The sequence below is a fragment of the Aquabacterium humicola genome (genome assembly GCF_030167915.1).
Taxonomy (GTDB): Bacteria; Pseudomonadota; Gammaproteobacteria; order Burkholderiales; family Burkholderiaceae_C; genus Pseudaquabacterium; species Pseudaquabacterium humicola.
Genome location: NZ_JARGNB010000002.1, coordinates 91007 through 110104, shown reverse-complemented (window position 1 = coordinate 110104; position 19098 = coordinate 91007). Strand labels below are relative to the sequence as shown.

The window sequence follows — 19098 nt, the reverse complement described above, 5'->3', positions numbered from 1 at the left end:
ACGCGACTTCTAGAATCCGGCGCCGTGTCGCCCGTGCTCAACATCTCCACCTATCGTTTCGTGCCGCTCGACGGGCTGCCCGCGCTGCGCGACCACCTGTTCGCCGAAGCCGAGGCCCGCGCGCTCAAGGGCACGGTGCTGCTGGCCGAGGAAGGCATCAACCTGTTCCTGGCCGGCGCACCCGAGGCGATCGACGGCTGGCTGGACGTCCTGCGGGCCGATGCGCGCTTCGCCGGGCTGGACGCCAAGCGCAGCTTCAGCGACACGATGCCGTTCAAGCGCCTGAAGGTGAAGGTCAAGCGCGAGATCATCCGCATGAACCGGCCCGCGGTGCGCCCGGCGACGGGCCGCGCGCCCGCCATCAGCGCGAGCACGCTCGCGCGCTGGATCGGCCAGGGCCACGACGATGCCGGCCGGCCGCTGCTGATGCTGGACACGCGCAACGGCTTCGAGGTCGACGCCGGGGCGTTCGAGGGCGCGGTCGACTGGCGCCTGCACAAGTTCAGCGACTTTCCCGCAGCGCTCGAAGCGCAGCGTGCCGCGCTTCAGGACCACACCGTCGTCAGCTACTGCACCGGCGGCATCCGCTGCGAGAAGGCGGCGCTGGTGATGCAGGCGATGGGCCTCGAGCACAGCTTCCAGCTCGAAGGCGGCATCATGAAGTATTTCGAGGACACCGGCGGCGCCGCACCCGGGTGGCGCGGCCGCTGCTTCGTCTTCGACGAACGCGTGGCGCTCGACACCTCGCTGAGCTGACCCATGGGCCGGGTCGCACTGCGTTTCATCGGCCTGCTGCTGATGTTCACCGCGCTCGCGGTGCCGCTGCTGCGCGCGCCGGCACGCAGCGTCGAATCGCTGGTGCACCGCTGGGCACCGCCGCCGTCGGAGTTCCTCGACCTGAACGGCCAGCTCGTGCACTACCGCGACGAAGGGCCGCGCGGCGACGCCCTGCCGATCGTGCTGGTGCACGGCACCTCGGCCAGCCTGCACACCTGGGAAGGCTGGGTGCGCGCACTGCGCGGCCAGCGCCGCGTGATCACCTTCGACCTGCCGGCCTTCGGCCTGACCGGGCCGTTCGCCGGCGCCTACGCCGGCCGGCCCTACACCGGCCCCGAGTACGCGCGCTTCGTGCTGGATCTGCTCGACCGACTGGGCGTGCAGCGCTTCGCCATCGGCGGCAATTCGCTCGGCGGCGAAGTGGCCTGGCAGGTCGCCGCGGCCGCGCCGGCGCGGGTCGACCGGCTGGTGCTCGTCGACGCGGCCGGCTACGCGTTCCAGTCGCAGTCGGTCCCCATCGGCTTCCAGGTGGCGCGCCTCGGCGGCGTCGACACGCTCGCCGAGTGGTTCCTGCCGCGCGCGATGGTCGCCAGCAGCGTCCAGAACGTCTACGGCGATCCCGCGCGCGTCACCGATGCGCTCGTCGACCGCTACTTCGAGATGTCGCTGCGCGAAGGCAATCGCCGCGCGCTGGTCGAGCGCATGCGCGAGGCCGGCAAGCCGAAGGACGAGGCGCGCATCGCGACGCTGAAGCTGCCGACGCTGGTCCTCTGGGGCGGCCGCGACCGGCTGATCCCGCCGGCCAACGCCGCACGTTTCGGCAAGGACATCGCCGGCAGCCGGGTCGTGATGTTCGAGGCGCTGGGCCATGTGCCGCACGAGGAGGACCCGGCCGCGACGGTGGTCCCGGTGAAGGCCTTCCTCGGCATCGCGCCCTGACGACGACGCCGCTGCCGGCTCAGGCGTTCATCAACCCGATCTCGCGATCGAAGTAGCGCAGCCGCGGGAACACCTCGTCGGTCAGCGCGGGGTCGGCGCCGAACCAGCGCGCGAGCTCGCCGCCCAGCTGGTCGAGCGCGAGCCCGGGGATCCAGACGCCCTGCCCGACGTCGTCGGGGCCGCCGATCGCCAGCTCCGGGAAACGGCCGACGATGCGGCCGCCGCGCACGGCACCGCCGACCACCCACTGGTGCGCGCCCCAGCCGTGGTCGGTGCCGGCGCCGTTGGAGGCGAAGGTGCGGCCGAAATCGCTGGCGGTGAACAAGGTGACGTCGCGCGCGACGCCGAGCTCGACGGTGGCCGCATGGAAGGCCGCGACTGCGCCGGCGATCTCTCCGAACAGCTCGTTCTGCCGCTGCAGCTGGTCGTCGCCGTGGGTATCGAAGCCGCCGATGCTGGCGAAGAAACACTGCCGCGACAGGCCCAGCGCAGCACGCGCGCCGATCAGCCGCGCGGCCATCTGCAGCTGCCGGCCGAGCCCGGTGTTCGGGAAGGTCGTCGTCAGCGCCGCCGCATCGAGCGCGCCGCTCAGCACGCGCTGGTTGTCGATCGAGCGGCCCATCAGGTTCAGCCAGGTCTGCTCGAAGGGATCGGCGCGTGTTTCGCCCAGCACGCCATTGATCGCCACCGACAGCGGATCGGTGCCGGCCGGGTCGTAGAAATCGAAGCCGAACTCGCCGCTGGACGACACGCGGTAGGGCGACAGCCCGCGGTCGCCGGCTTCCCACAGGTTGCCGCCGGCAACGCTGACCGCGCAGTAGCCGCGGTTGCTGGTGCCGGCGGCCACCGCACGCTCCAGCAGCCGCCCGCCCCAGCCGCTGCGGCCGCCGCCGTCGGCCACCGCGCTCTGCCAGGCCGACTGCTGATCGCTGTGCGAATAGAGGTTGGCGGGCAGCGGCACCGAACGCGCCTGGTGCTGCGCCTTCGTCGTCGGCACCATCAACGGGCCGACATTGGCGACCAGCGCGGCCTGGCCGCCGTCGAACAACGGCTTCATCGGCGCCATCGCCGGGTGGATGCCGAAGCCGTTCGCCGTGCCGCCCGGCGCCAGCGGGACGAGCACATTGCGCGATAGCGCGAGGTTCGGCCGCGCGCGCTGGTACAGCGTGTAGCGCGCATCGTCGGTCGGCACCAGCAGGTTGTTGGCGTCGTTGCCGCCGAACATGAACAGGCACACCAGCGCGCGGTAGCCCGGGCCGCCGGTGGCCTGCGCCAGCAGCGACAGCGGGGTGAACGGCGTGGCGGCCAGTGCGGCCGCCTGCAGCAGCGTGCGTCGTTGAATCATCGGAGACCTCTCTAACCGTGGCAGGTCGGGTTCGGCCAAGCGGCCGCCGCGGAGCCGGCTCTGCCGGGCCGCTGGCGGCGCCCCCTTGAGGGGGAAGCGCCGAAGGCGCTCCGGGGGTGGGTCATTTCTGGATCACATGGTCGGGCGACAGCGCGACCAGCGTCAGCGCCGACTTCACCCGCTGCAGCCGCTTGTCGGCGTTGGTGCCGGGCAGCGCCTGGATCAGCGTCGACAGGCGCTGCCGCGTGCTGGCGCTCATCTGGCGGTCGAAGAACAGCCCGTCGAGCCGGTCGATCAGCGCGGCGCCGTTGCCGTCGGCCAGCGGCACCAGCGGCGCGAAGTCCAGCATCAGCTTCGAATCGCCGCTGCCGTAACCACCGCGGCGGAAGAACGCGGCGAAGAAGTTCAGCGACCCGACGACGGTGGTCTCGCTGGTGATCTGGAACTCCGGCGCGACGAGACCGGCCGTGGCCAGCGGCCCCGCGGGCCGGAAGCTCGGCGAGTAGAAGTTGAAGACCGAGGGCGCGAGCAACGGGCTCTGGCCGAGCGCGTCGTCGGCGCCGTCGAGGTAGTGGATGGAGTTACGCCCGTTTGCACTCTTGGCGTTCAGCGCGCGCAGGAACATCGCGAAGCGCAGCACCGGCTCGCGCTGCTTGCCGAAGCGCGCGCGGCCCGCCGCATCGTCGCCGCGCGCTTCCGCGTCCAGCAGGATCGCGCGCACCACCGCGCGCAGGTCGCCGCGCACGCCGTGGCCGTTGTCGGCGAAGACGCGCGCGATGCGCTCGATGTAGGCGCCGCTGGGGTTGCTGGTGACCAGGCGCTGGATCAGCTGGCGGCCGACGAAGGGCCCGACGTTCGGGTGCTGGAAGATGTTGTCGAGCGCGTCCTTCAGGTCCTTCTGCGCGGTCTGGCCGGCCGGCAGCGTGCGGCCATCGAGCAGGGTCTTCGCGCCCTCGTCGTGGTACGCGGCCCAGGCCTGCATCGGCGTGATCCACAGCGCCTCGACGTTGTCGTCGTAGTGGTAGAAGAGCTTGGCGTTCGAGGTATCGCGACCGCCGTGGCTGAAGCCGCTGAAGGCCTTTGCGAAGCCCTTGACGACCGCTTCGTCGTAGGTCGGCACCGGCTTGCCGGCCGCATCGAGCTGGGGCGTGCCGTCGGGGTTGAGCTTCACGAGGCCGATCGAGAACAGCTGCAGCACCTCGCGCGCGTAGTTCTCGTTCGGGTGCGTGCCCTTCTTCGGATCCTCCTTCGCCGACCCCAGCATGTTCAGGTAGTAGCCCATCGCAGGGTGCAGCGTGACCTCCTCCAGCAGTTGCCGGTAGTTGCCGAAGGCGTTGCGGTTCAGCAGGTCGAGGTAGCTGCTCATCGCATGCGGCCGCAGGTCGGGCGCGATGTTCGAGATCACGAAGAGCTGCAGCAGCGCCCACGACACGCGCGCGCGCAGCGGGTCGGCACCGAACAGCCACTGCTGCCACACCGACTCGTAGCTCATCTCGTCCTGCGGCTTGCCGTGCTCGTTGCGCGTGCGCTGCTCCTCGAGGTAGGCGACGTGGTTGACCGAGGCCGGCGCCTCGAACTGCTGCTGCAGCCACTGCTCGAAGCCAGTCGCGCGCAGCGCTTCGACTTCTTCCGTGGAGCGCGGACCGAAACTGGCCTGGCTGAGGAAACGCGCGGCGTCGCGGGCGCTCGGCGGCGTCGCCGGCGGTGGGGCCGGCGGCGGCGGCGAAGGGGATGCCGGCCCCTGGCCACCGCCGCCGCTGTCGCCCCCGCCACCGCAGGCCGCCAGCATCAAGGCGGCGGCCGCGGCGGCATTCAGCCGAAGCGGCGTCTCGACACCGCCAGGCGCGACCTCGTCGGCGACCATGCCGGTCGTCCCGTGCTCCTCGTCCATCGTGCGCTCCCCGTGCGACCGAAGGGCCGCACTGTGCGCGCGCAAGCTTTGCTAGCGGCTACCAGCTGTAAACATCGTCACGATGGCGATCAGCTCAGGCCTTCGCGCAGCGCGCCCAGCACCTCGGAGCGGAACTCGCGCCGGTACAGCACCCACAGCACCGCCACCGTGCCGGCGATGAAGGCCCAGGGCGAGAAGAACCAGCCGATCACCGCGAAGGACATGTAGTACGCGCGCAGCCCGTCGTTGAAGGTCTCGGCCGCAAGCCCCATCACGCGGCCGGCGCGGTCGGCGAAGGCGATGCGCTCGGCATCGCCGTCGATGAACTTCGCGTCGGGCACTGCGGCGACCAGGATCGCGCCGAAGCTGTACTGGCGCAGGCTCCAGGTGAAGCGGAAGAAGGCGTGCACGAAGATGCCGGTCAGCAGCACCAGCTTGAGGTCGAACACCAGCACCGAGGTGCGGGCGGCGAACGGGATCTCGCGCACCAGCTCGCTGGCCTTGTCGGTGGTGCCCAGCACCGCGAGCAGGCCGCCGATGATCAGGATCGTCGTCGAGGCGAAGAACTGCGGGCTCGCCGACAGGCTCTGCAGCACCGCGGAGTCGACGATGCGGTTCTCGCGCCGCGTGGCCTGCAGCATCCAGTGCCAGCGCCACCGGTTGGTCGTCGCCAGCACCGTCGGTTCGATCTGCGCCCGGCGCTTCGCGAACAGTGCATAAGCGACCCAGCCGCCGAAGAACAGCAGCATCGCGGCCCAGTCCAGCGCGGGCAGCAGCGTGAAGGGCTTGAGCAGGACGTCCATGCGGGCATTGTCGCGGCCGTGGCCGCGACCCCCCGCCGGACGTCGATCAGGGGGCGAGGTCGAACACCAGCACCTCGGCGCCCTCGCCGTTCGCGAGCGCCAGCGCCGTCTCGTTGCGCAGCGCCGCCGCATCGCCGGTGTTCAGGCGCTGGCCGTTGACATCGATGTGCCCGCGCGCGACGAAGACATAGGCCAGCCGCGCCGGATCCAGCGCCAGCCGGGCCGACTCGTCGCCGTCGAACAGGCCGGCATGGATGGCCGCGTCGGCATGCACCGTCACCGAGCCGTCGCGGCCGTCGGAGGATGCGACCAGGCGCAGCCGGCCCCGCTTGTCGGCTTCGCTGAAGGCCTTCTGCTCATAGCCGGGCGTGATGCCCTGCCGGTCGGGCAGCAGCCAGATCTGCAGGAAATGCGTCGTGGCGTCCTGCGCATGATTGAACTCGCTGTGGCGCACGCCGGTACCGGCGCTCATGCGCTGCACCTCGCCGGGCACGATCGCCGCGCCGTTCCCCATGCTGTCCTTGTGCGCCAGCGCGCCTTCGAGCACGTAGCTGACGATCTCCATGTCGCGGTGGCCATGCGTGCCGAAGCCGGTGCCCGGCGCGATGCGGTCTTCGTTGATCACGCGCAGGTTGCCGAAGCCCATGTGCGCGGGGTCGTGGTAGTCGGCGAACGAGAAGCTGTGGCGGCTGTGCAGCCAGCCGTGGTCGGCGAGGCCGCGGTCTTCGGATCGGCGCAGGGTGATCATGGCGGTGATGTCCTTTCGAAGTGCGCACATGGTCCCACTCTACGCAGCCGACCCGGCGGCCGGGCCTTTGAAGGGGCCGTTCAAATAAGATGAAGGCCATGCCGCCTCCTGCCCGCCGATGACCCAGCCGCGCCGCAATGCCCTGACGCCCGAGGCCCTGCTGATGATGGACACCATCGCGCGCAGCGGCAGCTTCGCGGCGGCGGCGCGCGAGCTGGGCCGCGTGCCCTCGGCGCTGACCTACAGCGTGCGCCAGCTCGAGGACGCACTCGACGTGCTGCTGTTCGATCGCCGCTCGCGCCAGGCCAAGCTGACCGCGGCCGGCCACGAACTGCTGAACGAAGGCCGGCGGCTGCTGGCCGAGATGGACGCGGTGGCCAACCGCGTCAAGCGTGTGTCCACCGGCTGGGAATCGGAGCTGACCATCGCCGTCGACGGCGTGATCTCGCGCCAGACGCTGCTCGAGCTGGTCGAGGCCTTCTACGCGCTGCGCCCGGACGGCCAGCGCGCGCCCGGCACACGGCTGCGCCTGCGCACCGAGGTGATGGCGGGCCTGTGGGAGGCGCTGGTCAGCGGCCAGGCCGACCTGGCGATCGGCATCGGCCGCGACATGCCGCCGCATGCCGGCATCGAGCAGGCGGCGCTCGGCGAAGTGGCGTTCGTCTTCTGCGTCGCCCCGCACCACCCGCTGGCCGCCGGCGAGACGCCGATCAGCGACGACGAGCTGCTGAACTACCGCGCGATCGCGGTGGCCGACTCGGCGCAGCGCCTGTCGCGCCGCACGGTGAACCTGCTGCCGGGGCAGGACGTGCTCACCGTGTCGTCGATGCAGGCCAAGATCGACGCGCTGGTGCGCTGCCTCGGTTGCGGCTTCGTGCCCGAGCCGCTGGCGCACGAGCACATCCGCGCCGGCCGCCTGGTGGTCAAGCCGGTCGCGCGCATCAACGCGCCGATCCGCATGGGCTACGCCTGGCGCAGCAGCGCGACGCCGCAGCCGCGCCAGGCGCCGCAGGGCCTGGCGTTGCAGTGGTTCCTGGAGCAGCTGAAGAGCCCGCCGACACGCCAGGCGCTGCTGCACCGGCACCACGGCCAGCCGTCGGTCGACTGACGAACGGCGGCACACGATGAGCAAGCCCTACGTCGGACGCTTCGCGCCCTCGCCGACCGGGCCGCTGCATGCCGGCTCGCTGGTCGCCGCGCTGGCCAGCTGGCTCGACGCGCGCGCCCACGGCGGCCGCTGGCTGGTGCGCATCGAGGACGTCGATGCGCCGCGCTGCGTGTCCGGCGCCGACGAGGTCATCCTTGGCCAGCTGGCCATCTGCGGGCTGCTGCCCGACGAGGTGCCGGTCTACCAGTCGCGCCGAGGCGAGGCCTACCAGGACGCACTCGACCGGCTGCACAAGCTGGGGCTGACCTATGCCTGCGGCTGCACGCGCCGCGCGATCGAGGAAGCACTGGTGCAGCTGGGCATCCTGCACGAGCGCTTCGAGGAACGGGTCTACCCCGGCACCTGCCGCCAGGGCCTGCACGGCAAGCAGCCGCGCGCCACGCGCGTGCTGACGGTGTGCGGCGGCATCGAGGCCGTCATCACCTGGACCGACCGGCGCCTGGGCAAGCAGCGGCAGAACGTCGCGCGCGAAGTCGGCGACTTCGTCGTGCACCGCGCCGACGGGCTGTGGGCCTACCAGCTCGCGGTGGTGGTCGACGACGCCTGGCAGGGCATCACCGATGTCGTGCGCGGCGAGGACCTGGCCGACAACACTGCGCGCCAGATCCACCTGCAGCGGCTGCTCGGACTGGCGGTGCCGCGCTACCTGCACACGCCGCTGGTGCTGGGTGCGGACGGCCACAAGCTGTCGAAGCAGAACGGCGCGACGGCCTTCGATGCCGGCGAGCCGATGGTCGCGCTGCAGGCGGCGGCGACGACGCTGGGCCTGCCCCGCCTCGAGGCCGGCAGCGTCTCGCAATGGCTGGCCGCCGCGGTGCAGGCCTGGCACGCACGCTGGGTGGCATGATGCGGGCCCCTCCAACGTCAGCGGCGCGGCTTCGCGCGCCCGTCACGCCATGAATACCACCGCCTCCGGCCTGCAGTACGACGACACCACGCCGGGCACCGGCGCCGAGGCCCGCGCCGGCGCCACCGTGCGCGTGCACTACACCGGCTGGCTCTTCGACCCGTCCAGGCCGGACAACCGCGGCGCCAAGTTCGATTCCAGCAAGGACCGCAACGACCCCTTCGAGTTCGACCTCGGCGCCGGCATGGTGATCCGTGGCTGGGACGAAGGCGTGCAGGGCATGAAGGTCGGCGGCACCCGCCTGCTGCAGATCCCGCCGGACCTCGGCTACGGCGCGCGCGGCGCCGGTGGCGTGATCCCGCCGAACGCGACGCTGCTGTTCGAAGTGGAGCTGCTCGAGGCCTGAGCCGCCTGCGCCGCGTACCAGGCCAGGCACTGCGGGTTGGCCATCGCGTCGCGGTTCACGACCCGGTCCAGCGGCTGGCCGAGGAAGAGCTTCTTGATCGGCACCTCCTGCTTCTTGCCCGACAGCGTGCGCGGGATCTCCGGCGCCTGCACGATCGCGTCGGGCACGAAGCGCGGCGACAGCGCCGCCTTGATCGCGCCGGCGATGCGCTCGCGCAGCGCATCGTCCAGCACCGCGCCCTCGCGCAGCACGACGAACAGGCCCAGCCAGCTCGGCCGGCCGAGCATCTCGAGGTCGATGACCATCGAGTCGACCACCTCGGGCAGCGCCTCGACCGCCGCGTAGATCTCGCTGCTGCCCATGCGCAGGCCGTGGCGGTTGATCGTCGCATCGCTGCGGCCGTAGATCACGCAGCTGCCGTCGGCGCCGATCGACAGCCAGTCGCCGTGGCGCCACACGCCGGGATAGACGTCGAAGTAACTCGCCAGGTAACGCGCATTGTCAGCGTCGCCCCACAGGTACAGCGGCATCGACGGCAGCGGCTTCGTCAGCACCAGCTCGCCGACCGCATCGACCACCGGCTGGCCGGCCTCGTCCCAGGCCTCGACCGCGCAGCCGAGCTGGCGACAGGCCATGCGCCCGGGCTGCTGCGGCAGCTCGCGGTGGCCGCCGATCACCGCGGCGACGAAGTCGGTCCCGCCGGAGATGTTGTGCCACCACGGCGCCGGCCTGCCCAGGCGCACGAACTGCGCATCGATCGCGCGCTGCACGTCCTCGGCGAGCGGTGAGCCGGTCGAGCCGAGCGCGCGGATGCGCGACAGGTCGCCGCAGTCCGCGAGGTCCAGCCCGGCCTTGACGCAGCCGGCGAAATACGCGGCGCCGGCGCCGAACCAGGTCACGCGGTGCTTCGCCGCGAAGCGCCACAGCACGCCCCAGTCGGGCTGTGCCTTCGGTCCGCTCGGGCTGCCGTCGTACAGGCAGATCGTGGTGCCGTTCAGCAGGCCGCCGACCTGGCAGTTCCACATCACCCAGCCGGTCGAGCTGTACCAGTGGAAACGCTCGCCGAAGCTGTTGGCATCGTAGGACGGGCCCTGGTCGCCATGCTTGACGGCCGCGGCCATCATCAGCAGCACACCGCCGTGGCCCTGCACCAGCGCCTTGGGCAGGCCGGTGGTGCCGCTGGAATAGACGATCCACAGCGGGTGGTCGAAGGGCAGCCACTCGGGCTCGAAGGTGGCGGTCGAACGATCGTCGCGGGCCAGGATCCTGTCCAGCGACAGCTCGGCGTCGAGCGGCGCCGCCGCATGCGGGGTGCGCACGGCGATCAGCGTCTCGACGCTCGGCAATGCCTCGCGCAGTTGCGCGACGGTCGCGCTGCGGTCGAGCGCCTTGCCGGCGTAGTGCACGCCGTCGGCGGCGATCAGCAGCTTCGGCTCGATCTGGCGGAAGCGGTCGACCACCGCCTGCAGACCCATGTCCGGCGCGCAGACGCTCCAGACCGCGCCGATGCTGGCGCAGGCCAGCAGCGCGATCGTGGCCTCGGGCACGTTGGGCAGGTAGGCGGCGACCCGGTCGCCGGGCTGCACGCCCTGGGCCCGCATCGCCAGCGCCAGCGCGGCGACCTGGCGCTTGAAGTCCGGCCACGCGATCTCCCGGGCTTCGCCGAGCTCGTTGTCGGCGACGATCGCCGGCTGCCCGGCCGCCTGGGCCGCCTGGGCATGGCGCCACACGCGCTGCGCGAGGTTCACCTGCGCGCCCGGGAACCACACCGCGCCCGGCATGCGGCCATCGGCCAGCGCGGCGCCGTGCCGCGTCGGCGAGCTGAAGCCGTCGTGGTCCCAGATCGACTGCCAGAACGCCTCCGATTCGGTCACCGACCAGCGCCACAGCGCGTCGTACGACTCGAAGCGCAGCCCGCGTTCGGCTTCGAGCCAGTGCTGGTAGCGGCGGATCAGCGGGACGAAGGGCGGTGTCGGATGCATGCACGAAAGCCTAGCGCACGCACTCGGGCACAACCATTGAAACCACTCCGGATCACGGCCCGGGCCTAGAATTGAGCCTTGGTCGGCAGTTCACCCAGGCGTTGCCGCGCGATCCGTCGCGAGCTAAACCTGCCCTCGATCCTTCGAGACCCCTCAGCCTCATGCGTCACTTGTCGTGCGCGCCGAAGCTGGAAGTCGGCAACCCCCAGCGCCCGAAGCCGGGCCAGCCAGGCGCCACGGAAGGACTGTCATGAGCCGCTTGCCGCTCCCGTTCGTCGTGCCCGATGCGTCGCAATTCGCGCGATCGCTGGGCCAATCCCTCAAGACCCGCCAGGCCGAACGCACCGCCGAGCCGCCCGGCCATGTCGAGCTGCTGAACCTGATCGCCCGCGCCTTGGGCCATCGCAACTTCCAGGCGATGCAGGCCTCGCGCACGCTGCCCGAGCTGCCGACCGCCGCCGAGGACCTGCCGCCGCCGCTGCCGCTGTCCGACAACGCGCGCAAGGCGCTGATGCAGTTCGATTCGCGTGGCCGCCTGCTGCGCTGGCCGAACAAGTTCAGCGTGCAGAAGCTCGCGATGTGGGTGCTGTGGACGCTGTTCGACAGCCAGAAGGTCTACAGCGAGCGCGAGGTCAACGAGATCCTGAAGGCCGCCAACGCCTTCGGCGACCACGTGACCCTGCGCCGCGAGCTGATCAACCACCAGCTGCTGACACGCAAGAGCGACTGCTCGGAGTACAGGAAGCTTCCGGCGCGGCCGGACGACGAAGTGCGCGCGCTGATCGGCGCGTGGCGGGCGCTGCGGCGCACGCGGCAGCTGCGCACCGCGGCGCCGGTGGCGCACTGATCGGGCCGCCCGCCGACGCGGGCGGTCCTTCGTCAAACCGCCAGCAGATGCTGGCGGTCCTTCCTCAAACCGCCAGCAGATGCTGACGGTAGTGCACCAGCTCGTCGATCGACTCGTGGATGTCGGCGAGCGCGGTGTGCGACTGCGCCTTCTTGAAGCCTTCGAGCGCCGAGGGCTTCCAGCGCTTGGCCAGCTCCTTCAGCGTGCTGACGTCGAGGTTGCGGTAGTGAAAGAAGGCCTCCAGCGTCGGCATCGTATTGGCGAGGAAGCGCCGGTCCTGGCAGATCGAGTTGCCGCACATCGGGCTCTTTCCGGCGGGCACGTACTGCTTCAGCCAGGCGATCACCTGCGCCTCGGCGATGGCCTCGTCGACCATCGAGGCCTTGACGCGGTCGATCAGCCCGCTGCGGCCGTGCGTGCCCTTGTTCCAGGCGTCCATCGCGTCGAGGGTCTCGTCGCTCTGGTGGATCGCGAACACCGGGCCTTCGACGCGCACGGTGAGCAGCGGATCGGTGACGACGACGGCGATCTCGATGATGCGGTCGGTCGCCGGCTGCAGGCCGGTCATCTCGAGGTCGATCCAGATCAGGTTCTGCTCGCTGGGCGCGAGCGCCGGCGTGGCAGCGGCGCTGGCGTCGGCAGTGGCGGTGGGGGGCATGTCCATGCGGGCATTGTCGCAGCGGCGGCGGCCGAAGAATCCTCCGGAGGCGGGCGCATAAACTCTCGCCCCATGTCCTCGAACCTGCTCACGATGCTGTTCGCGGCGGCACTGGTGTTGTCGATGGCCGTCAAGCTCTGGCTGGCGACCCGGCAGATGCGCCACGTCGCCGCCCACCGCCATGCGGTGCCGCCGGCGTTCAACCGCACCGTGTCGCTGCAGGCGCACCAGCGCGCGGCCGACTACACGCTGGCCAAGGGCCGCTTCGGCATCCTGGCGACCGCCTTCGGCAGCGTCGTGCTGCTGGGCTGGACGCTGCTCGGCGGCCTGCAGTACCTCAACACCTGGCTGCTGGCCACCGTGCAGCCCGCGGGGGGCGACCTGGTCTACCAGCTGGCGCTGATCGCCTCGTTCGTGCTGATCGGCGGCCTGCTGGAGTTGCCTTTCGACCTGTGGAGCACCTTCCGCATCGAGCAGCGCTTCGGCTTCAACCGCACGACGCCGGCGCTGTTCTTCAGCGACCTGGCGAAGGGGCTCGCGCTCAGCGTGGCCATCGGCCTGCCCATCGCCGCGCTGATCCTGTGGATCATGGAAGCCACGGGCCGCTGGTGGTGGTTGTGGGCCTGGGGCGCGTGGATGCTGTTCAACCTGCTGGTGATGGTGCTGTACCCCACCGTCATCGCGCCGCTGTTCAACAAGTTCGAACCGCTGAAGGACGAAGCCCTCGCCGGCCGCGTGCAGTCGCTGATGCAGCGCTGCGGCTTCTCGGCCAAGGGCCTGTTCGTGATGGACGGCAGCCGGCGCTCGGCGCACGGCAATGCCTACTTCACTGGCCTGGGCGCCGCCAAGCGCGTGGTGTTCTTCGATACGCTGCTGGCCAAGCTGTCGCCCGGTGAGGTGGAGGCCGTGCTGGCGCACGAGCTCGGCCACTTCAAGCACAAGCATGTCGCCAAGCGCATCGCGATGGTGATGCTGATGAGCGGCGCGGGCCTCGCGCTGCTCGGCTGGCTGGCCGGCCAGCCGGCCTTCTACACCGGCCTGGGCGTGCAGCCGAACCTGCAGGCTCCGAACAACGCGCTGGCACTGCTGCTCTTCATGCTGGTGGTGCCGGTCTTCGGCTTCCTGCTGTCGCCGTGGATGTCGAAGCTGTCGCGCCGCCACGAGTTCGAGGCCGACGCCTACGCCTGCGCGCAGGCCGACGGCAGCGCGCTGGCCAGCGCGCTGATCAAGCTGCACGAGGACAACGCGGCCACGCTGACGCCCGATCCGCTCTACGTGCGCTTCTACTACTCGCACCCGCCCGCCGGCGAACGGCTGGCGGCCCTGACCCTGCAACCTCGCTGACCGCACCCCCCTGCACATGAGCACCGACCTGACCCGCCGCCACTGCCAGCCGCTCGAAGGCCATCCGGCGATGACAGCCGCCGAGATCACGCAGCACCTCGCGCTGGTCGAGGGCTGGCAGCTCGCCGGCGGCTTCATCGAGAAGCGCTACACCTTCCCCGACTTCCACCGCACGATCGGCTTCGTCAACGCGCTGGCATGGATCGCCAATGCCGAAGACCACCATCCCGAGCTGGCGCTGAGCTACGGGCATTGCACGGTGCGTTTCAACACGCATTCGGTGAACGGCATCTCGATCAACGATTTCATCTGCGCGGCGAAGGTCGACGCGCTGCTGAAGACCGGCGCATGACCGGTGCGGCCGGCGCCCCGGGCCTGGTGGTCGGCGCGCACGGCCGGCATTTCATGGTCGAGGCCGCGGACGGCACGCGCGTGCTGTGCCACCCACGCGGCAAGAAGAGCGACTGCGTCGTCGGCGACCGCGTCGCCTGGCAGCCGGCCGGCGACGAAGGTGTGATCGAGCGCATCGAGCCGCGCCGCAACCTGCTGTTCCGCCAGGACGAAGTGCGCAGCAAGTCCTTCGCGGCCAACCTCGACCAGCTGCTGGTGCTGGTGGCCGTCGAGCCGATGTACTCGGAAAGCCAGATCTCGCGCGCCTTGATCGCCGCCGATGCGGCCGGCATCCCGTCGCTGATCGTGCTGAACAAGGTCGACCTCGCGGGCGTCGATGCCGCGCGCGAACGCCTGGCGCCCTATCGCGCGATGGGCGTGGCCGTGGTCGAGTTGTCGCTGAAGGCCGCGGGCGACGCCGCGGTCGCCACGCTGGCGCCGCTGTTCGCCGGCAAGGCCACGCTGGTGCTGGGCCCCAGCGGCATGGGCAAGAGCACGCTGATCAACCGCATGGTGCCGAGCGCCGCCGCGCAGGTGGGCGAGATCTCGCAGGCGCTGAACACCGGCCGCCACACGACCACGACGACGACCTGGTACTGGCTCGACGCCGAGCGCACCAGCGCGCTGATCGATTCACCCGGCTTCCAGAACTTCGGCCTGCGCCAGATCGACGCCGCCGCGCTGCCGCAGCACATGCCCGACCTGCGCGCGCACGCCGGCGATTGCCGCTTCTACAACTGCACGCACCTGCACGAACCCGGCTGCGGCGTGCGCGATGCGCTGGAACGCGGCGAGATCAGTCCGTCGCGCTACCGCATCTACCAGGAGCTGCACGAGGAACTGTCGGCGACGCGGTATTGACGCGCGGCCTACCCGACCAGGTTCGCCAGCGTCAGCAGCGCAACCAGCAGCATCCACAGGATCACCGAGCGCCACACCAGCCCGACGACGCTGCGCAGGTGGCCCAGCTGCGGCGGCACGCCGGCGGTGGAGCCTTCCGCACCTGGCGAATCGGTCGGCCCGGCTTCGAAGGTGCGCGAACGCTCGGGCGTGACGCCCGGGGCGGCGTCGCCACCGAGCTGCACGCCGACCGCGCCGGCCGCCGCCGCGAGGATCACGCCTTCGTTGACGTGGCGCCAGAGCACCGAATCGCGGCGCCAGTTGTTGATCGCTTCCTCGAAGTTGCCGACCACCGCGAAGCCGAAGGCGGTCAGCCGCGCCGGGATGTGGTCGATCAGCGAGAACATGCGCTGCGAGATATGCATCAGCCGTTCGTTGGCCGGCACGCCGAGCGACTTGCTGGGATAGGTCCAGTAGCGGCTGGCGAATTCGGCCATGCGGTACAGCACCGCGCCGAGCGGCCCGAGGCCCAGCGTCGACAGCAGCACGAACCAGAAGAAGACGCCGAAGACATGGCGGTGCGCAGCCAGCAGCGCATGCTCGATGACATGGCGCATCAGCTCGGTGCGCGGCAGTTCGCTGGCGTCGAGGTGCCGCCACTGCGCGAGCAGCCGGCGCGCCTCGATCTCGTCGCCGCGCTCGAGCGCGTCGCGGATGTCGGTGAAGTAGTGGCTGAACTGCCGGAAACCGAGCGTCAGGTACAGCACGACCACGTCGAACACCAGTGCCAGCACGGCGCTGTAGTAATTCAGCGCGAGGTAGAGACCCGAGATCACGATGCCGGGCGTCAGCACCGAGACGCACCACACGACCCAGGCATGGTGCTCGCGGCCGGCATCGAAGTTGCGACCGGTCCAGCCGACCCAGGACACCAGCGTGTGGTGCACCCAGTTGTCGCGCGGCAGCGGTTTCAGCTGCTCGATCACGAGGGCAAAGAGGACGGCGAAAAAACTCATCGGTGCGGGTTTGGCCGCCCGGATGATAACCAGCGCCCCGAGGCGGTTATGCCGAGAGGAAGCGGTAGAAGTTGCGCAGCATCGCCGCGGTGGCGCCCCAGATGAAGTAGCCCTGCCACGGCATCGACAGGAACTGCCGCTGCTGGCCGGCGATCTCGACCTGGTGGCGGCGGTGGTTGGCCGGTGTCATCAGGAAGTCCAGCGGCACCTCGAAGGCCTCGGCGACCTCGAAGCTGTCCAGCGCGAGCGTGAAGCCCGGCTGCACCAGCGCGACGACCGGCGTGACGACGTAGCTGGTGACCGTGGTGTAGTCCGGCATCGAGCCGATGACCTCGATGCGCTCGCGCGGCAGGCCGATCTCCTCCTCGGTCTCGCGCAGCGCGGTGGCGATCGCATCGGCATCCCCTTCGTCGACGCGGCCGCCCGGAAAGCTGATCTGGCCGGCATGATCGTGCAGGTGGTCGGTGCGCCGGGTCAGCAGCACGCGCAGCCCGTCGTCGTGCATCACTAACGGCACCAGCACCGACGCGGCGCGCGGTTCGCGCTCGAAGAAGCGGCGGCCGTCGCCGGGGATCTCCGGCGTCCAGACCGGCGGGGCTTCGAAGCGGCGGCGCAGCGCCAGCGGCTGCAGATGCTCCGCGCCCACCGGCGGCAGGTGGTCGTCGATGCCGGCGACGGGAATCGCGTGCGGGTCGAGGATGCGGGGGACTGGGGTGGTCATGAACCGTCGAGGATAGCGGGACGGAAAAGCAAAAGCCGCCCGGAGGGGCGGCTTGTTGGGGCGGCTCTGGCAACGGAGGCCCTGGCAGGGCTCGCTTTGCGCTGCGCGCGTCCGCTGTTCGTTGCGCTTCGCGCAACGAGTCGCCTACGGCGACTGCCTGAGGCTTCGCCTCAGGCCAGCTTCTCCTTGATCCGGGCCGACTTGCCCGAACGCTCGCGCAGATAGTACAGCTTGGCACGGCGGACATCGCCGCGGCGCTTGACGTCGATCGAGGCGATCAGCGGGCTGTAGAGCTGGAAGGTACGCTCGACGCCTTCGCCGCTCGAGATCTTGCGCACGATGAAGCTGGAGTTCAGCCCGCGGTTGCGCTTGGCGATCACGACGCCTTCGTAGGCCTGCACGCGCTTGCGGGTGCCTTCGACGACGTTGACGTTGACGATCACGGTGTCGCCGGGGGCGAAGGCCGGGATGGTCTTGTTCAGGCGAGCAATCTCTTCCTGTTCGAGGGTGCGGATCAGGTCCACAAGGTTCTCCTGGAGCGATCGTGCCGGCACTCAAGGCGAGACTTTCGCGAGACGGTTCAGCGAGGGTTCGCTGGACGCTCTTTGCCCGGCAGAGGATCGAAAAGCCGGCGATTATAGCCTGAGCGCCGCGGCGCGCCGGTCAGGGCTGAAGCGAGCGCAGGAAGGCCTCGTCGCGCTTGGTCAGCCGGCCGGCCGCCCGCGCCGCGTCGATCAGGTCGGGACGGCGGCGCGCGGTGAGCTCGAGCTGGCGTTCGCGGCGCCAGCGCGTGATCTCGGCATGGTGGCCGGACAGCAGCACCGCCGGCACCGGCAGCGGACCGTCGGCCGTCTGCAGCACCTCCGGCCGGCTGTAGTGCGGGCAGTCGAGCAGGCCGTCGGAAAAGCTGTCCTGCTGGTGCGACGGCGCGTTCAGAACGCCGGGCTGCAACCGCGCCACCGCATCCAGCAGCGCCAGCGCCGGCAGCTCGCCGCCGGACAGCACGAAGTCGCCGAGGCTCAGCTCCATCGTCACATGGCGGTCGATGAAGCGCTGGTCGATGCCTTCGTAGCGGCCGCACAGCAGCACCGCGCCGTCACCGGCGGCCAGCGCCTCGATGCGCGCCTGCGTCATCGGCAGGCCGGTCGGTGTGAAATGCACCACCGGCACGGGGTCGCCGCCACGGTCCACACGCGCCGCCGCAAGCGCCCGCTCCAGCGGCTCGACCAGCATCACCATGCCGGGGCCGCCGCCGTACGGCCGGTCGTCGACGCGGCGGTAGGCATCCTCGGCGAAGTCGCGCAGCGGCCACAGCCGCACGTCGACCTGGCCCGACGCGAACGCGCGGCGCGTGATGCCCTGCGTCAGGTGCGGCGCGAACAGCTCGGGGAACAGCGTGACGACGTCGAAGCGCATCGGCCGCACGCCGTCAGTAGTCGAGGCCCCAGTCGACCGTGATGCGGCGCTCGGCGAGGTTCACGTCGTCGACGTAGGCGGCGACGAAGGGAATCAGGCGCTCGCTCTCGTCGAGCGATGCGCCCGGCGCGGCATCCGGCCGGCGCACGCGCAGCACGCTGTGCACGCCGGTGTCGAGCAGGTCGGTCACGCTGCCGAGCACCACGCCGTCGCGATTCACGACGGTCAGGCCGATCAGGTCGATCCAGTAGTACTCGTCGGTGCCGGCGGTCGGGAAGCTCGAACGCGCGATGAAGATGCGCGCGCCCTTCAGCGCCTCGGCCGCGGTGCGGTCGGGCACTTCCTGCGCGGCAGCGACGACGCCATCGCCCTGCTCCTTCGAGTGGGTGATGCGCAGCAGCGGGGGAAGCGTCGGCCGCCGGGGGCCGGCGGTCTCGGACGGCCGCAGGAACCAGCGGCGCGACGAGAACAAGGCCTTCGGATCGGAGGAGAAAGGCTGGACGCGGATCCAGCCCTTGATGCCGAAGGCACCGACGATGCGACCGACCTCGATCGCGTCGTCGGGGAACGCGGGGTCTTCACCCGCACCCGGGGCCGGCATCGTCACGAGCGGCGCCGCGGGTTGGCCGGAACTCAGGCCGCCGGGGTGGCGGGCGCTGCGACCTGGGCCTTGGCGGCGTCGACCACGAGGCGCTTGACGGTGGGCGACAGCTGGGCGCCGACACCCTTCCAGTAGGTCACGCGGTCCAGCGCGACGCGCAGCGGCTGCTCGCCGCCGGCGGCCATCGGGTTGTAGAAACCGACGCGCTCGATGAAGCGGCCGTCGCGGCGCTCACGCGAATCGGCGACGACGATGTTGTAGAACGGGCGCTTCTTGGCGCCGCCACGAGACAGTCGAATGACGACCATGTTGATCTTCCGAAAAATCGTTGGCGACAGGACAGCCCGGGAGACACGACG

Annotated in this window: 21 protein-coding genes; 9 read left to right on the top strand and 12 right to left on the bottom strand. The window is 70.6% G+C overall.

The annotated features are described in order from the left end of the window. The first annotated feature begins 24 nt into the window (after positions 1–24). Both P1K89_RS10790 and P1K89_RS10785 read left to right on the top strand, forming a co-directional pair. The gene (locus tag P1K89_RS10790; protein ID WP_284616454.1) at positions 25–756 is read left to right on the top strand and encodes a sulfurtransferase; all 732 of its coding nucleotides are present in this window, start codon (positions 25–27) and stop codon (positions 754–756) included. 3 nt (positions 757–759) lie between these two features. After that, the gene (locus P1K89_RS10785) at positions 760–1716 is read left to right on the top strand and encodes an alpha/beta fold hydrolase (protein ID WP_284616453.1); all 957 of its coding nucleotides are present in this window, start codon (positions 760–762) and stop codon (positions 1714–1716) included. A 19-nt stretch (positions 1717–1735) separates the two neighbouring features. Here the strand turns inward: P1K89_RS10785 and P1K89_RS10780 are convergent, their stop codons facing one another. The 4 genes from P1K89_RS10780 to P1K89_RS10765 form a co-directional block, all read right to left on the bottom strand. Continuing rightward, on the bottom strand, positions 1736–3061 hold the full coding sequence (locus P1K89_RS10780) for a DUF1501 domain-containing protein (RefSeq protein ID WP_284616452.1): 1326 nt from the start codon (positions 3059–3061) through the stop codon (positions 1736–1738). Between the two features lie 121 nt (positions 3062–3182). Next, positions 3183–4952, bottom strand: coding sequence for a DUF1800 domain-containing protein (locus tag P1K89_RS10775; RefSeq protein ID WP_284616451.1), 1770 nt, complete (start codon positions 4950–4952; stop codon positions 3183–3185). Positions 4953–5041: 89 nt separating this feature from the next. Beyond that, on the bottom strand, positions 5042–5755 hold the full coding sequence (locus P1K89_RS10770; RefSeq protein WP_284616450.1) for a DUF599 domain-containing protein: 714 nt from the start codon (positions 5753–5755) through the stop codon (positions 5042–5044). 46 nt (positions 5756–5801) lie between these two features. After that, complete coding sequence (locus P1K89_RS10765; RefSeq protein WP_284616449.1) at positions 5802–6503, bottom strand: pirin family protein; 702 nt, start codon at positions 6501–6503, stop codon at positions 5802–5804. Positions 6504–6621: 118 nt separating this feature from the next. On the opposite strand from P1K89_RS10765, the gene P1K89_RS10760 reads away from it, so the two are divergent. Genes P1K89_RS10760 through P1K89_RS10750 form a run of 3 tightly spaced genes read left to right on the top strand, consistent with a single transcriptional unit; the run spans position 6622 to position 8924 of the window. After that, positions 6622–7611, top strand: coding sequence for a LysR substrate-binding domain-containing protein (locus tag P1K89_RS10760; RefSeq protein ID WP_284616448.1), 990 nt, complete (start codon positions 6622–6624; stop codon positions 7609–7611). 16 nt (positions 7612–7627) lie between these two features. Then, positions 7628–8518 carry a tRNA glutamyl-Q(34) synthetase GluQRS gene (gluQRS, locus tag P1K89_RS10755; protein WP_284616447.1) on the top strand — a complete coding sequence of 297 codons (891 nt, stop codon included), beginning with the start codon at positions 7628–7630 and terminating at the stop codon, positions 8516–8518. A gap of 49 nt (positions 8519–8567) precedes the next feature. Further along, positions 8568–8924 carry an FKBP-type peptidyl-prolyl cis-trans isomerase gene (locus tag P1K89_RS10750; RefSeq protein WP_284616446.1) on the top strand — a complete coding sequence of 119 codons (357 nt, stop codon included), beginning with the start codon at positions 8568–8570 and terminating at the stop codon, positions 8922–8924. Here the strand turns inward: P1K89_RS10750 and P1K89_RS10745 are convergent. Then, on the bottom strand, positions 8846–10906 hold the full coding sequence (locus tag P1K89_RS10745; RefSeq protein WP_284616445.1) for an acetoacetate--CoA ligase: 2061 nt from the start codon (positions 10904–10906) through the stop codon (positions 8846–8848). The genes P1K89_RS10750 and P1K89_RS10745 overlap by 79 nt on opposite strands. Positions 10907–11156: 250 nt before the next feature. On the opposite strand from P1K89_RS10745, the gene P1K89_RS10740 reads away from it, so the two are divergent. After that, on the top strand, positions 11157–11753 hold the full coding sequence (locus P1K89_RS10740; protein WP_284616444.1) for a DUF2087 domain-containing protein: 597 nt from the start codon (positions 11157–11159) through the stop codon (positions 11751–11753). A gap of 64 nt (positions 11754–11817) precedes the next feature. Here P1K89_RS10740 and orn read toward each other — a convergent pair whose 3' ends face one another. Beyond that, on the bottom strand, positions 11818–12411 hold the full coding sequence (gene orn, locus P1K89_RS10735) for an oligoribonuclease (RefSeq protein WP_284617478.1): 594 nt from the start codon (positions 12409–12411) through the stop codon (positions 11818–11820). 72 nt (positions 12412–12483) lie between these two features. Between orn and P1K89_RS10730 the strand changes: the two genes are divergently transcribed. Genes P1K89_RS10730 through rsgA form a run of 3 tightly spaced genes read left to right on the top strand, consistent with a single transcriptional unit; the run spans position 12484 to position 15006 of the window. Then, a complete protein-coding gene (locus P1K89_RS10730; protein ID WP_284616443.1) occupies positions 12484–13755 on the top strand; it encodes a M48 family metallopeptidase in 1272 nt (423 codons plus the stop codon). Between the two features lie 16 nt (positions 13756–13771). Then, positions 13772–14107, top strand: a complete 336-nt coding sequence (locus P1K89_RS10725; protein WP_284616442.1) for a 4a-hydroxytetrahydrobiopterin dehydratase — start codon at positions 13772–13774, stop codon at positions 14105–14107. Next, the gene (gene rsgA / locus P1K89_RS10720) at positions 14104–15006 is read left to right on the top strand and encodes a ribosome small subunit-dependent GTPase A (RefSeq protein ID WP_284616441.1); all 903 of its coding nucleotides are present in this window, start codon (positions 14104–14106) and stop codon (positions 15004–15006) included. The genes P1K89_RS10725 and rsgA overlap by 4 nt, the downstream gene beginning before the upstream one ends. Before the next feature lie 8 nt (positions 15007–15014). Here the strand turns inward: rsgA and P1K89_RS10715 are convergent, their stop codons facing one another. The 6 genes from P1K89_RS10715 to rpsP form a co-directional block, all read right to left on the bottom strand. Further along, the gene (locus P1K89_RS10715) at positions 15015–16001 is read right to left on the bottom strand and encodes a CobD/CbiB family protein (protein WP_284616440.1); all 987 of its coding nucleotides are present in this window, start codon (positions 15999–16001) and stop codon (positions 15015–15017) included. Between the two features lie 46 nt (positions 16002–16047). After that, positions 16048–16722 carry a CoA pyrophosphatase gene (locus tag P1K89_RS10710; RefSeq protein ID WP_284616439.1) on the bottom strand — a complete coding sequence of 225 codons (675 nt, stop codon included), beginning with the start codon at positions 16720–16722 and terminating at the stop codon, positions 16048–16050. 170 nt (positions 16723–16892) lie between these two features. Beyond that, positions 16893–17246: a 50S ribosomal protein L19 gene (rplS, locus tag P1K89_RS10705; RefSeq protein WP_284616438.1), complete on the bottom strand. Its 354-nt coding sequence runs from the start codon at positions 17244–17246 to the stop codon at positions 16893–16895. 139 nt (positions 17247–17385) lie between these two features. Beyond that, entirely contained in the window at positions 17386–18138 is a 753-nt protein-coding gene (trmD, locus tag P1K89_RS10700) for a tRNA (guanosine(37)-N1)-methyltransferase TrmD (RefSeq protein WP_284616437.1), read from the bottom strand. Positions 18139–18151: 13 nt separating this feature from the next. Then, positions 18152–18739, bottom strand: a complete 588-nt coding sequence (gene rimM, locus P1K89_RS10695; RefSeq protein WP_284617477.1) for a ribosome maturation factor RimM — start codon at positions 18737–18739, stop codon at positions 18152–18154. A gap of 32 nt (positions 18740–18771) precedes the next feature. Beyond that, a complete protein-coding gene (gene rpsP / locus P1K89_RS10690) occupies positions 18772–19047 on the bottom strand; it encodes a 30S ribosomal protein S16 (RefSeq protein WP_284616436.1) in 276 nt (91 codons plus the stop codon). Positions 19048–19098: the final 51 nt, after the last annotated feature.